Source organism: [Borrelia] finlandensis (assembly GCF_030438365.2).
Classification (GTDB): Bacteria; Spirochaetota; Spirochaetia; order Borreliales; family Borreliaceae; genus Borreliella; species Borreliella finlandensis.
This window is the reverse complement of the sequence record NZ_CP124070.1, coordinates 815,296-828,279: the sequence shown is the minus strand read 5'-3', so window position 1 is coordinate 828,279 and position 12,984 is coordinate 815,296. Positions and strand designations below refer to the sequence as shown.

Below are 12,984 nucleotides of genomic sequence, written 5' to 3'. Positions count from 1 at the left end.
CCTAAAGTAAATTAAAATTCAATTATATAAATAAAAAAACATTAACATTAACATTAAAAGCCTAAAAATTAATAATTTAGGATCTTATTAAAGTTATTATTCAAAAGAATAATAACTTTCAAAACTATCATCATCTAACAAAGCTTTCTTTATTTTTAGTTCATTCTTCTCATAAATTTCAATATAATTAAATTTTTTAGAACCATTAACTTTTCTATAAATTGAAACCAAACTTCCAACCACATAATTTTTAATTTCTACTAAATTAGATCCAAAATATTTTTTTTTACTTATCAAGCTTGATCTAATATCTAAAACAGAAGTTTTTTCAAAAAATAAATTTAAAGCATTTGGAATAATAAAATCCTTAATATCAATCAAGAACAACTCTCTGATCTCAAAACTATTAAAATTGCAGCCCAAATTGTTAAAAAGATTGAACTTAAAAGCATGTAAAGCAAAGGTATAAACATCTCTTTTATCAGGATATTGAACTTCAATCATATCAACATAAGGATAAACAGAATAATTTATTTTATAACCAAGCGAACTATTCTCATAATAAACTGGAGATTTATCTTTAAAATAAATTTTACTAAAATATTTGCTATTTAAACTAAATTTGTTGTCAAAATCTACTATTCCTGAAAAAATGCCTACTAAAACTCCATCTTTTAGTATGGCAACATTATTTTTATTATCAATACAATAAATTCCTGACAAACTTTTATAATCTTCTAAAAATTTACTCTTCATGTCAGGATCCTCTAAAAGATCATAAAACATTTTATATTCATTTATTGTCTCAGGAGGAAATTTTTTAAAAACCCTATAAGCTTCAGCAGGATCTAAAAGTTTGTATTTTAAAAAATAAATACTGTGAATTCCATTATATTCTTTAATTTTGCCCTTAAGAAAAGAAAACAAAGAAACAGAATTGTCATAATTAAAATTTGAATTTCTAAATATATAATTAATGTTTTCAGTTGTAAAGAAAAAATCTTCTTTTGATCTAATAGTATTAAAGATGCTAAAAAAAAACCTATCTTCTTTTAAAAACCACTTAAAAAATAAAAAATCATTACCATATAAATAAAAAGCCTTAAATAAAATTTTTTTGAAATCATCTCCAAAACTTTCAAGTCTTCCAGAAGCTTCAAGCCTCATGCAAATTAAATCTTTGTCTATTTGCAATTCTTCATTCAACTTTCTATACAAAGTAATAATTTCTTCATACATACTCTTATTTTCATTTTGTCTTAAAAGCAACGAAAAATAATAAGTGTATACTTCTTTAAGAGTTGCTACTTTGAAGTTATTAATATTAATTGCTTCTTTTAATAAATAAATTTTATCCGTTAAAGCAACATTCTCTTTTAATGAAAGCTCATAAAGAGCATCTGAAGCTAGCAAATTGAAATCAAGAGATCCATAAATTAAATCATTTCCTTTTTGTAAATTGGAAAAATTTTTAGACTCATTGAAAAGAATACTTGAAATATCTTCATCTTCTTTAACTGAAATTGCATATAGGTTTATAGAAATAAAAAGAATGAAACCCATCTTTAAATAAAACATAAACACTCGCCTAACCTTTTATATCCTCCTCCTTTACTTCTTTTGCAGTAGAGTCTGATGAAAATAAATCGTAGTCATCCTTATTAGCTTCAAAACCTAAAAGCTCTCTCACTTCTTTGTCTGTCAAAGTTTCTTTTAAAACAAGTTCTTTTGCAAGCTTAACAAGTTGATCCTTATGCTTTAAAAGAATATCTGATGCCTCTTTTAAACATTCTTCAAGTATTCTTTTTACCTCTCTGTCAACTTTATCGGCAGTGTTCTCAGAATAAGCTTTAGCCTTTGAAAACTCTTTCGGAAGGAAAATAGGTGCTTCATCGTCTACTAAAAATATTGGACCAACTTCTTCACCCATTCCCCACTCCGTAACCATTTTTTTAGCTAAACTAGTAGCTTGCATTAAATCATTTTGAACGCCCGCTGTTGTAACACCCAAATTTATTTGCTCGCTAGCATAACCACCATAGCATATCTTTATTTTGTCAAGAATTTGGTGTTTGTTTATTGAAAGTCTATCTTCCCTTGGAAGAGAAAATGCAACACCAAGTGCCCTACCCCTTGGAATAATGGTAACCTTGTGGAGTGGATCAGCATGTTCAAGATAATAGTGAAGCAAAGCATGACCTGCCTCATGATAAGCTGTCTCAAGCTTTTGCCTATCAGTAATAGTCATGGATTTTTTTGCAACCCCCATCAATATTTTATCTCTAGCTTCTTCCATATCCTTCATTAAAATTTCATCTTGATTATTCCTTGCAGCTATTAAGGCTCCTTCATTAATTAAATTTGCAAGATCAGCGCCACTAGCTCCAGGAGTAGCTCTTGCTATTACTTGTAAATTAATATCTTTTGAAAGCTTTGTTTTTGAAGAATGGATATTTAATATTGCCTCTCTTTCCTTAATATCAGGCAAAGAAACTGTTACTTGCCTGTCAAATCGTCCAGGCCTAAGCAAAGCAGAGTCAAGAACGTCGGGACGATTTGTAGCGGCCATAACAATTACATTGGTATGCGTTCCAAATCCATCCATTTCAACCAACAGCTGATTAAGAGTTTGCTCTCTTTCATCATGACCGCCGCCAAGCCCCGCACCACGACTTCGACCAACAGCATCAAGCTCATCAATAAAAATAATACATGGAGAATTTTTTCTAGCATTATCAAATAAATCTCTAACACGACTTGCTCCAACTCCAACAAACATTTCAACAAAATCTGAGCCTGACATGTGAAAAAAACTAACCCCAGCCTCACCGGCAACGGCTTTGGCAAGCAAAGTCTTGCCAGTACCTGGAGAGCCAACTAAAAGCACTCCTTTGGGGATTTTTGCACCTATTTTTTCAAATTTTTTTGGATTTTTAAGAAATTCGACAACTTCTCGAAGCTCTTGCTTAACCTCTTCTTGGCCAGCCACATCTTTAAAGGTGATTTTATTCTTTCCAGCTTCATACTTTTGAGCATTACTTTTCCCAAATGTAAAAACCTTCCCACCACCACCTTGAGTTTGACGAAATATAAAGAAAAAGAAAATAAAAAACAAAATCCATGGCAAAGTCTGTAATAAAACCCCAATCAGAGAAGCTTGACTTTTTCCTGAGCTAAGCTCAACTTTTTTATTTTTTAGTTCTGAAAGTAAATTTATATCAAGATAGGGAATACTGGTAGAAAAATAAGACTTTGCAAAGTTAGAACCCTTGACAACAAATTGAATCAAATTTTTATCAATTATTACTACAGACTCAACTAGACCATTGTCTAAATAACTCTGAAAAGTGCTATAAGGAACATTTTTATAGCTTTCCCCCCCCCTTATAAAATATGACATAAATATTGCTGAAATTAGAAAAACAACAACAAGTCCTAAAATCCAATTTTTATTCTTCTTTTTGTTGTTAGATTTTCCATTGTTATTCATATTATTACTGCCATTCATTCCTTTAAAAGCCCTCCAATCAAAGATATACTAATTTTTTTAAGAATGCTTTTTTCAATCCATACTAAGTTTAAAGTATTTAAATCAATAATTCCAATTAATCTGTTATCTAATGCTAACAACATTAAATAAGCCGGATTACACCTTATAAACTTAGAAAAAAATTTTTTTGCTTTCAATCTATCCTTAAAAAATTTATACCTAAACTCATAAGAACAACATTTTAATCTTGATACAGAAGCTGCATTACACTCTAAATATTTTAGCAAAATCTTACCTAAAGATAAACTATGCCATTTGCCAACTTCCAAAATAAAATCAAAAGGTTTGTAAAATTTTTCATCCCTTTTAAAAATTAAATTAATTTTATTATGCCTTTTTTCTAAAAAAAAATCATTGGTTTTTAACAAAACATTATTTTTTTTCCTATTAATCTCTACTTTAAACGCTTCATTAAGAGCTTTATAGGAAACTTTAGCTGTAATTCCTTCTGAATTTAAAATTTTAAAAATCAATCTAAATACCAAATACTTAGGAAAATCTAAGAAAGTTTTCAGATCAAAAGAATAATAATATTTACCTTTCTCAACAGGAAAAAATTCATCTTTTTCAAAATAATCCGCAAATTCCCTTGAAAATTCAGATATTCTTTTAAGACATTTTTCATACCCTTTAAAAACCTTTTTTATAGCGGGTAGTAAATTATTTCTAACCCTATTTCTTAGATATAAATTTTGAGCATTTGTACTATCAACAAAAAACCCAATATTATTCAAAGATAAAAAATTTTCAATTTCTAGTCTTGAAACCTCAAGCAAAGGCCTTATAATGTTTCTATTGACACCAGGAATACCTGAAAGACCATCCAAAAAAGATCCTTGAAAAAATCTCATAATTATTGTTTCAATTTGATCGTTTTCGTTATGAGCAAGGGCAATATAATTTGCGCCATTTTCTTTAAGAGCATTTTCTAAAGCAATATATCTAAATTTCCTTGCAAGCTCCTCAATAGATACTCCTAACCTAGCTGATTCACTTTTTATATCTATATCACATTTTTTAATTTGTAAAGCAATATTGTAAAGATCGCAAAACCCCTTTACATGCTCTATCTCTTGATTTTGCTCATTATCAGATCTAATAAAATGGGCAAAATAAAATGCAATAACATTATTGCTCAGGTAATATTTTAAATTCAACAATAAAGCCGTAGAATCAGCCCCACCAGAAAAAGCAACAATAACCCGATTTTTATCTAAAGAATTTTTTTTATAAAATTTATCTATTTTAATTTGTATATTTTCGTCTAAAAAATGCATTAAAAATTACTAGAATTAATTTTTTGAACCTTATTTTTAAAATTTGCTTCGCTAATATCAATCAGCTCATCGCTTAAAAAATCATACAATTTTTCAAGCCTATCCATTTCATCCTTGCAAAATCTAGAAAGAACAAAACTCTTTATATCACACATAAGATTGCTTCCAACCCCAATATAAAGTCTACTATAGTTAGAGCTTCCAAGAACACTTGAAATCGATCTAAGACCATTATGAGTAGACACACCACCTCGCTCTTTAAGCCTGCATTTTCCCAAGGGAAGATCAACATTATCAAGAACCACTAATAAATTCTTTATACACATATAAAAATCTGAAAATATTGAAGGAAATAAAGATCCACTTAGATTCATATAGGTCAATGGCTTAACCAAAATTACTCTTCCGGAAATCATTTTTAATTCTGAATATTCATATTTTTTTTTTCTTTTTAAAAAAAGGCCGTTTTTAGAAACAATTTTATCCAAAAGAGAAAAACCAACATTATGCCTAGTTAAAGAAAATTCTAATCCAGGGTTTCCTAATCCAAGTATCAACAACCCCATAAAATCACTTTATAATAACAACTTCCAAATTCTTGTCATTTTCTGCAAGCCTAACATTAGAAGGCAACACAAGATCTTTAAGAAGAACGCCATCTCCTTTATTAACAGGAGTTAAATCAAGCTCTATGAATTCTGGCAAATCCAAGGGCAAAGACCTTACCTTAACCTGCTCTTTTAAAACAGTCAAAATTCCACCCTCTTTAACCCCAACAGAAGCTCCAATAAGTTTAATAGGAACATATTTTTCAAGCTCAACATTCCTATCTACTTCGTAAAAATCAATATGATAAATGAGCTTGCTGGCAATATTTTCTGCAACATCTTTAACAAAAACACATCTTTCAAGCTTGCCATCATCTAATATTAAGACAGTATTATCCGTAAATTTTGCAAATTTCTTATTAAACTCACTACTCTTAATTCTCAAGTGTGAAACATCATTGCCTTGCCCGTAAACAACAGCTGGTATTTCAGACTTAGCTCTTATTCTGCGAGCATTAGAAGATCCAAAGCTTGATCTATATTGGCAACTTAAAACCCTGCTATTTTCCACTAAAAAACTCCTAATGTAAAATACTGGGACGGAAGGATTCGAACCCTCGAATGACTGGACCAAAACCAGTTGACTTACCACTTGTCGACGTCCCAAATACCTTATTAATACTTACAATTGACAAGCATACAAGATACAACGAGCTTTGTCAACAATTATCTAAAAATCTAATTCAAGTTCAAGATCGGCTGGATTTTCTCTTATATATTCCTTAAAAATAGAAGTTTGCAAAGCTTTTCTAAAATCCTGACTAATAGGATGTACAATGTCTTTATATTCACCGACTCTAGTTCTTCTGTTAGGCATAGCAATAAATACTCCCTTTTGCCCTTTAATAACTCTAATATTATGAAGAACCAAACAGTTATCAAAAGTAACTGCAACATATGCTAATAATTTAGAACCAGAATTTTTACTATCAACTTTCTTAATCCTTATGTCTGTAATATCCACTTATAAGCCTCCCGCAAAAAGTACATAACTTAAATCTAAAATATTTTCTATTTTTTGTAAACATGTTTTTATGATATTTTTAGTTTTTTTAATTAATTTTAATTAAACTAAGTAATTAAGGATAAATAATGATTCCTTTGGACCATATGTTTTTATGATATTTTTAGTTTTTTTAATTAATTTTAATTAAACTAAGTAATTAAGGATAAATAATGATTCCCTTGGACCATATTTTTTCAAGCTCATAGTATTCCCTAGATTTTTCACTCATTAAATGAATTACCAAATTTGCACCAGAAACAATAGTCCAGTCATAAACCAACCCTTTTCCTTGAACATTAATATTAATTTTTTTTTCTTTAAAAAATTTAATTATCTTATCAAGATATAAAGCTTCCATTTGCTTAAATGATACAAAAGTAGCTATTATAAAAAAATCAGTCCAATTACAAATATCGCTAACATTAATGCCTATAACATTAATTCCATTAAAATCACTTATTATTTTGCATAAATCATTAATATCATTTACTTTTAACATATCTTCCATCAAAATCATCTCCTAAAATAACTATTACATCAGGATTAATATCAAGATTATCAAGCTCTAACAATCTTTTAGTTTGAACCTCAGAAATTGGCTTAATATTTGAAGTTTTAATCACCTCTCCAACCCTAACAGCCATTTCTAAATTATCCGAATTATTTATAATCAGGGTATTTTTATAAGAATTTTTATCTGCATTACCAAATTTTAAAACTTTAAATTTTAAAGAATTAAAAATATTTGCTGTTTTTTTTGCAAGCCCAACAACTTTTGTTCCATTTAAAACAACAATCTTTACTATCTCTTCTGCGCCTTCATTAACCAACTCTTTGTTTAATTTATCCACCGATTCTTTTAAAATAGCACCCCCATAATAAGGAAAAACCACCTTTATCAAATTATTATCATTATCCTTAAAAATCTCTTCTTGTCCTTTAATATTAATAGAAATAATTTTATCATTATTTATTTTATAATTTTTAACAATATACTTAAAAACAACCTCTGAAAGGTTAGTATCTAACATGGAATATATTTTAAAAAAATTGTCATTTTCGATGCCAAAATCTGAAATTTGAAAAAGAAGTCTTTTAAAAAACTCTTTAAAAAATTCAACTCTCTCTTCAAACTGATTAACATCATTAAAATATCTCAAATAATCATACGCCTTATCACCATCAAAATTAGAAGTGCCAGAGGGTATTAAAATAGAATCCTCGAAACTATAAACTTTTACCGGGGTTTTAACAAGAAGTCTAACTCCCCCTAAGTAATCAATAAGTCTAACAAAATTTTCTTTTTGAAAACGAATATAATAATCTGATTCATGAGATAATTGTGTATAAATTTTAGATAAAAATTTATTAAAAGAATTTTTTTTATAAAGATCTTTAAACCAAGATATATTCCCTTTTAAATCTTCATATCCAGTATGAATTGGAATATCAAAAAAACCAATATTTCCTGTTTTCATATTAATAAAAATTTCTTGCATACTTACAAGGTTTTTGTTAAGATCTTCTATTATAAACAAAAAACTAATATTACTCTTTGTATTAAGCTCGAAGTAAACCAGCTCTTTTTTCGAACTTCTAATAAAAAAAATTACTGCACTTGCTATTATCAGAACAATTAAAAATAAAAAAATTAAATCCTTTCTCAAATATTTACCTTTTTAACATAAAAATTATTATCTTTAATGTATTTTAACACACCAAAAGGCAATAAATAGCTGACAGGCAATCCATTTGCAATTCTATTTCTAATCTCTGATGAGGAAATCGGTATTATTTTATTATCTATATAAATATGCTTAAAAGAACTTTTAAGCCTCTCTTTGTAGATTCTGTGAGCAATAACAAGTTCAACAGAGCTTACAATGCTTTGAGGATCTTTCCATGAATCAAAATTTTGAAAAAGATCATCACCAATAACTAAAAAAAGTTTATCGTTTTTGTATTTTTTTTTAACACAAGAAATAGTATCAACAGTATAAGTTATACCACCATTTATTATGTCGCAATCATCTATGAACATTTTATCTTCATTCTCTAATGCAAGCTTGAGCATATCTATTCTATTGTTAACACTAACATCCTCATCAATCAATTTATGAGCTGGATTGCAAGTAGGAATAAATATTACTCTATCAATATTTAATAAATACTCTATTTCTTTGGCCAAAAAAATATGTCCAATATGAACTGGATTATAAGTGCCCCCTAATATTGCAATTCTCACAATTTTTTTCCTAAATCAAGTCTGACATCCAAAAACCAAGTCTTAAAAATAAAAAGCCCAGAATAAAAATCAATTTTATTAAAAAGTTTTAGCCAAAATAAAAAATTCTTTAATAAGCTCATCAATTCCTCTATTCTCATAAATAGAGATGCCAATAACCTTTTCTTTTCCTAAGGCTTTTATCAGGCAATCAAAATTTTTCTTAGAACCGTCCAAATCAAGCTTGTTGGCAATAATAATTTTTTTTTTATTAAAAAGCTTATGGCTATAAGATTTTAATTCATTTAAAAGAATGTTATATGATTCCAAAAAATTTGCTTCAGAAACATCAATAACCAAAGCTAAAATTTTAGTTTTAGCAATATGCTTTAAAAATTTAGTCCCAAGCCCTACTCCAAAACTAGCGCCTTTAATTATTCCAGGAATATCTGCAATAATCAAATCATCATAAGAACGCCTGAGCATACCAAGATGAGGAATTTTTGTTGTAAAAGGATAATTTGCGACCCTAGATTTTGCCGAAGTTATCCTATTAAGAAGAGAAGATTTACCAGCATTAGGTAAACCAACAAGCCCAATATCTGCCACCAAAAAAAGTTCAAGACGCACGCTCAAACTATTACCCGATTCTCCAGGTTGAGCAAACCTTGGAGCCCTTCTAACTGAAGTTTTAAAATTCAAATTACCAAGACCCCCTCTGCCACCTTTTAAAACAACAAATTCGTCATTTAAATTTTTAAGCCTATACAAAAGAGTTCCATCATTTTCATTATAAACTTCTGTATTTGGAGGAACAAAAAGAGTTAAATCTTTACCATTAGCACCACTTCTTTTAAAACCCATTCCAGGTTTACCATTTTCGGCACAAAGCACATGACCATTTTTATAAAAAGATAAAGTGCTAAGATTTTCTCTCACCTTGAAAATTACACTCCCACCACTCCCACCATTTCCGCCATCTGGACCGCCTTTTGCATTAAACTTTTCTCTTAAAAAAGAAACACACCCAGAACCACCATTGCCCGAAACTACCGTTATATTTACAGAGTCCTTAAAGCTATACAAACTTTCTCCAATCTTTTCAATTAAAACCAAAAATCTCCAATCTTTTCAATTAAAACTAAACAATACTTACATATTTTCGTCCCTTTAAAGTTTTAAACTCTACCTTACCAGATGAAAGCGCAAATATTGTATAATCTCTTCCAAGACCAACGTTTTTACCTTTATGAAACTTTGTACCTCTTTGTCTAACAATTATCTCTCCAGCTTTAACAAACTGACCACCACTTCTTTTAACTCCAAGTCGCTTGGATATAGAATCTCGTCCATTTTTTGAACTACCACCACTTTTACTTGTTGCCATTAATTTTCCTCCAAAACTAATTTAATATCATTAGGATACTCAAAGCACAAATCATTTATGCCTCTAATTAAAAACCTACTATAGTAAAAAAGACTTTCTTTGTTCAAATCCTTAAAAAAGGGCTTAAATTCTAAATAACCTCTTTTTGAATTTTTCACAACAAAAGCCTCACCCTCAAGATCAAGAACACTAAAAAAGGTTCTCAAAATAAAAGAAAAAGAAGAACAGACAACGTTAACATTATTCTTACTTATAGCATGACCATTGGCTAAAAGATAAATTATTACATCGTCTTTTACTTTTACCAAAACATTAATCAATATACTTAAAAAACTATTTCATCAACCAAAATATAAGAATAGGTTTGTCTGTGCCCAACTTTTCTCTCACTTGATTTTCTTCTTCTGTATCTGTAAGAAATAACCTTTTTATCTTTTTTATCTTCTTTATAGGTACATCTAATAAGAGAATTTACAACATAAGGCTTTCCTATTTTAACCTCTCCGTCTTTATTAATAAGCAAAACACTATTAAATTCCAACTTATCTTTTTCAATAGGAGAAATTTTGTCTATTTTTAAAAATTCACCCTCAATAGCCTTATATTGCTTGCCATTTATTTCTACCAGTGCATACATATATTACCTCAACTAAACATTGTAAATTTAATAAAAAAGAAAAGTCAAGCATTAAATTAATTATACCTTACAAGGGAATTGACTTCATAACTTTCAAGACTTTGTCTACCATTAATAGCACAAAGCTCAATAAAACAAAAAATATCCTTAACCTTGCCCCCGGCTCTCTCTAGCAAAATTGCAGACGACTTTAAAGTTCCCCCGGTAGCTAATATGTCATCTATTAAAAGAATATTGGAATACGTCCTAACGTCGTCTTTGTGCACCTCTATCCTCCCAAAACCATATTCAAGCTCATACTCTTCACTAAAAACCTCTCTAGGCAATTTACCCTCTTTTCGAATTAAAACAAGAGGTAGCTGCATCTTTAAAGACAAAGGAGCACCTATTAAATATCCCCTAGATTCAACAACTGCGATGCAATCAATCTTTTTAAAATTATAAAAAGAATATACCTCATTTATTAATGAACTATAAACTTCGGGTTTTAGCAAAACGCTAGTAATATCATAAAAAAGAACACCCTTTTTAGGAAAATCGGGTATTTTTGAAATAAACTGATCATAATACTCTGTCTTATTTTTCATAACCTACTTATCCCATCTATATATTTATATATTTTTCAAAATAGCAAGACCAAAAGCCAAATTTATTTTTTCACAGGGGGCGCTGGAACAAGATTATGCAAATCTAATTTTGGTATTTCATCATCTTTGGCTCTTGTCCAAATTTTGCTTCTGCCAAAAATCCAAACTTTCCCCTTGGTAATAAGATTTCCAGTTTTACTATCAACACGCATCTCAGAATTATAAATTTTACCGTTTTTAGGATCTATTATTTTGCCCCTATCCCACTTTTTAGAAGAAGAAGAATACTTAAGACCCCACATAAAATCAAGACCCTCTATTGCAAGATTTTCAAAACCAACTACAGTATCTCCTGAAGGATTTTTAGCATCATACTTTTTGCCATCTTTTATTATAGTTAAAATTCGGCCATAAACTTCTCCATTATATTTATAAATATATATAATAGAATTCTTTGTGTTACTTACATCATTATAACCAACCCAATATCCTAAAACTTCATTTTCAAAACCAAGGTTTTTATCCTTATTGGCAATATCCTTTTCATTTGAATCTTCTGAATTTGCAAATAAAAGCATTGAAAAACAAAAAAAAAGAAAAAACTTTGAAAAAACTCTAGTCATCAATCCTCCTTAAAACTAAATTATAGCTCTTTTTTTAAATTACTCATTTAGGGCGGCTAATTTAAAAATTAGCCACAAACATCATTATACAACTTATTTTATAATTTTAATTATTAAGATAAAAACCTAGACAAAAAAATATAAAATTAAGCAAAAACACAACAGGTCAATTAATTGTTATATGGGACAATTAATGCTAATATTAATAAAGTTGATTGTCTTTAAGGATTTAACCGTGGTAAGAGGAATTTATACAGCTGCCAGCGGAATGATGGCAGAAAGGCGCAAGCTTGATACAGTCTCAAATAATTTAGCAAACATAGATCTTATTGGATACAAAAAAGATTTGTCTATTCAAAAAGCATTTCCAGAAATGCTAATAAGAAGACTAAATGATGATGGTCTTTATAAATTTCCCAAAGGACATCTTGAAACAGCTCCGGTTGTAGGCAAACTAGGAACAGGGGTTGAAGAAAATGAGATATACACAGTATTTGAACAAGGCCCATTAAAAACTACTGGCAATCCATTAGATTTAGCACTCACCGATCAAGGATTTTTTGTAATACAAACTTCAGATGGAGAAAGATATACAAGAAACGGTTCTTTTACTATTGGAAAAGAAGGAATCCTTGTTACAAAAAGCGGATTTCCCGTCCTAGGAGAAAAAGGATACATATATCTTAAAAAAAATAATTTTAAAATAATGCCTCAAGGACAAATCTTTCACAATTCAAACTTTGAATCAGCCCCCAAAAGACTTGTTAGTGAGTATGAAAATTCTTGGGAAAATTATGAACTGCTTGATACCATTAGAATTGTAAATTTTGAAAATCCCAGATTTCTCAAAAAACAGGGAAATTCTTTATGGATCGACACAAAAACATCTGGCAAAGCACAAGAAATTGATGTATCATTAAGGCCTAAAATAGAAACAGAAACACTTGAGGCTTCTAATATTAATGCTGTTAAAGAAATGGTTTTAATGATTGAAATTAATAGAGCTTATGAAGCTAATCAAAAAACAATACAGACTGAAGACAGTCTATTGGGAAAATTAATAAATGAAATTGGAAAATATTAAG

Annotated in this window: 16 protein-coding genes and 1 tRNA gene; 1 reads left to right on the top strand and 16 read right to left on the bottom strand. The window is 29.2% G+C overall.

Annotation, left to right across the window (positions count from 1 at the left end; genetic code table 11):
• Positions 1–96: 96 nt before the first annotated feature.
• From QIA19_RS04545 to QIA19_RS04470, 16 genes are all read right to left on the bottom strand, one after another.
• Positions 97–1,578: a hypothetical protein gene (locus QIA19_RS04545; RefSeq protein ID WP_301366110.1), complete on the bottom strand. Its 1,482-nt coding sequence runs from the start codon at positions 1,576–1,578 to the stop codon at positions 97–99.
• 10 nt (positions 1,579–1,588) lie between these two features.
• Positions 1,589–3,508: an ATP-dependent zinc metalloprotease FtsH gene (ftsH, locus tag QIA19_RS04540; RefSeq protein WP_008882151.1), complete on the bottom strand. Its 1,920-nt coding sequence runs from the start codon at positions 3,506–3,508 to the stop codon at positions 1,589–1,591.
• Positions 3,505–4,827: a tRNA lysidine(34) synthetase TilS gene (gene tilS / locus QIA19_RS04535; RefSeq protein WP_301366107.1), complete on the bottom strand. Its 1,323-nt coding sequence runs from the start codon at positions 4,825–4,827 to the stop codon at positions 3,505–3,507. The genes ftsH and tilS overlap by 4 nt, the downstream gene beginning before the upstream one ends.
• The gene (gene pth / locus QIA19_RS04530) at positions 4,827–5,393 is read right to left on the bottom strand and encodes an aminoacyl-tRNA hydrolase (RefSeq protein WP_008882131.1); all 567 of its coding nucleotides are present in this window, start codon (positions 5,391–5,393) and stop codon (positions 4,827–4,829) included. The genes tilS and pth overlap by 1 nt, the downstream gene beginning before the upstream one ends.
• A gap of 4 nt (positions 5,394–5,397) precedes the next feature.
• Positions 5,398–5,946 carry a 50S ribosomal protein L25/general stress protein Ctc gene (locus QIA19_RS04525; RefSeq protein ID WP_301366105.1) on the bottom strand — a complete coding sequence of 183 codons (549 nt, stop codon included), beginning with the start codon at positions 5,944–5,946 and terminating at the stop codon, positions 5,398–5,400.
• Between the two features lie 23 nt (positions 5,947–5,969).
• Positions 5,970–6,041, bottom strand: a tRNA-Gln gene (locus tag QIA19_RS04520).
• A 64-nt stretch (positions 6,042–6,105) separates the two neighbouring features.
• The gene (gene spoVG, locus QIA19_RS04515; protein WP_002557374.1) at positions 6,106–6,399 is read right to left on the bottom strand and encodes a DNA-binding protein SpoVG; all 294 of its coding nucleotides are present in this window, start codon (positions 6,397–6,399) and stop codon (positions 6,106–6,108) included.
• Between the two features lie 199 nt (positions 6,400–6,598).
• The gene (rsfS, locus tag QIA19_RS04510; RefSeq protein WP_301366103.1) at positions 6,599–6,949 is read right to left on the bottom strand and encodes a ribosome silencing factor; all 351 of its coding nucleotides are present in this window, start codon (positions 6,947–6,949) and stop codon (positions 6,599–6,601) included.
• The gene (locus QIA19_RS04505; protein ID WP_301366100.1) at positions 6,924–8,108 is read right to left on the bottom strand and encodes an LCP family protein; all 1,185 of its coding nucleotides are present in this window, start codon (positions 8,106–8,108) and stop codon (positions 6,924–6,926) included. The genes rsfS and QIA19_RS04505 overlap by 26 nt, the downstream gene beginning before the upstream one ends.
• Positions 8,105–8,686, bottom strand: a complete 582-nt coding sequence (nadD, locus tag QIA19_RS04500; RefSeq protein ID WP_301366098.1) for a nicotinate (nicotinamide) nucleotide adenylyltransferase — start codon at positions 8,684–8,686, stop codon at positions 8,105–8,107. The genes QIA19_RS04505 and nadD overlap by 4 nt, the downstream gene beginning before the upstream one ends.
• A gap of 78 nt (positions 8,687–8,764) precedes the next feature.
• Positions 8,765–9,751, bottom strand: a complete 987-nt coding sequence (obgE, locus tag QIA19_RS04495) for a GTPase ObgE (protein WP_301366244.1) — start codon at positions 9,749–9,751, stop codon at positions 8,765–8,767.
• A 55-nt stretch (positions 9,752–9,806) separates the two neighbouring features.
• Positions 9,807–10,052, bottom strand: a complete 246-nt coding sequence (gene rpmA, locus QIA19_RS04490; protein WP_002656482.1) for a 50S ribosomal protein L27 — start codon at positions 10,050–10,052, stop codon at positions 9,807–9,809.
• The gene (locus QIA19_RS04485; RefSeq protein ID WP_002660340.1) at positions 10,052–10,372 is read right to left on the bottom strand and encodes a ribosomal-processing cysteine protease Prp; all 321 of its coding nucleotides are present in this window, start codon (positions 10,370–10,372) and stop codon (positions 10,052–10,054) included. The genes rpmA and QIA19_RS04485 overlap by 1 nt, the downstream gene beginning before the upstream one ends.
• Before the next feature lie 5 nt (positions 10,373–10,377).
• Positions 10,378–10,689: a 50S ribosomal protein L21 gene (rplU, locus tag QIA19_RS04480; protein ID WP_008882214.1), complete on the bottom strand. Its 312-nt coding sequence runs from the start codon at positions 10,687–10,689 to the stop codon at positions 10,378–10,380.
• Between the two features lie 56 nt (positions 10,690–10,745).
• Positions 10,746–11,276, bottom strand: coding sequence for an adenine phosphoribosyltransferase (locus tag QIA19_RS04475; protein ID WP_008882202.1), 531 nt, complete (start codon positions 11,274–11,276; stop codon positions 10,746–10,748).
• Between the two features lie 62 nt (positions 11,277–11,338).
• Positions 11,339–11,899 carry a DUF2147 domain-containing protein gene (locus QIA19_RS04470; RefSeq protein ID WP_301366094.1) on the bottom strand — a complete coding sequence of 187 codons (561 nt, stop codon included), beginning with the start codon at positions 11,897–11,899 and terminating at the stop codon, positions 11,339–11,341.
• A gap of 235 nt (positions 11,900–12,134) precedes the next feature.
• On the opposite strand from QIA19_RS04470, the gene QIA19_RS04465 reads away from it, so the two are divergent.
• Entirely contained in the window at positions 12,135–12,983 is an 849-nt protein-coding gene (locus QIA19_RS04465) for a flagellar hook-basal body protein (RefSeq protein WP_301366243.1), read from the top strand.
• The last annotated feature ends 1 nt before the right edge of the window (position 12,984 follow it).

Bases quoted from the DNA above. Each gene is read 5' to 3' on its own strand.
- QIA19_RS04545 (WP_301366110.1), bottom strand. From the start codon at position 1,578: ATGTTTTATTTAAAGATGGGTTTCATTCTTTTTATTTCTATAAACCTA.
- QIA19_RS04470 (WP_301366094.1), bottom strand. From the start codon at position 11,899: ATGACTAGAGTTTTTTCAAAGTTTTTTCTTTTTTTTTGTTTTTCAATG.
- rpmA (WP_002656482.1), bottom strand. From the start codon at position 10,052: ATGGCAACAAGTAAAAGTGGTGGTAGTTCAAAAAATGGACGAGATTCT.
- tilS (WP_301366107.1), bottom strand. From the start codon at position 4,827: ATGCATTTTTTAGACGAAAATATACAAATTAAAATAGATAAATTTTAT.
- rplU (WP_008882214.1), bottom strand. From the start codon at position 10,689: ATGTATGCACTGGTAGAAATAAATGGCAAGCAATATAAGGCTATTGAG.
- rsfS (WP_301366103.1), bottom strand. From the start codon at position 6,949: ATGGAAGATATGTTAAAAGTAAATGATATTAATGATTTATGCAAAATA.
- QIA19_RS04475 (WP_008882202.1), bottom strand. From the start codon at position 11,276: ATGAAAAATAAGACAGAGTATTATGATCAGTTTATTTCAAAAATACCC.
- pth (WP_008882131.1), bottom strand. From the start codon at position 5,393: ATGGGGTTGTTGATACTTGGATTAGGAAACCCTGGATTAGAATTTTCT.
- ftsH (WP_008882151.1), bottom strand. From the start codon at position 3,508: ATGAATGGCAGTAATAATATGAATAACAATGGAAAATCTAACAACAAA.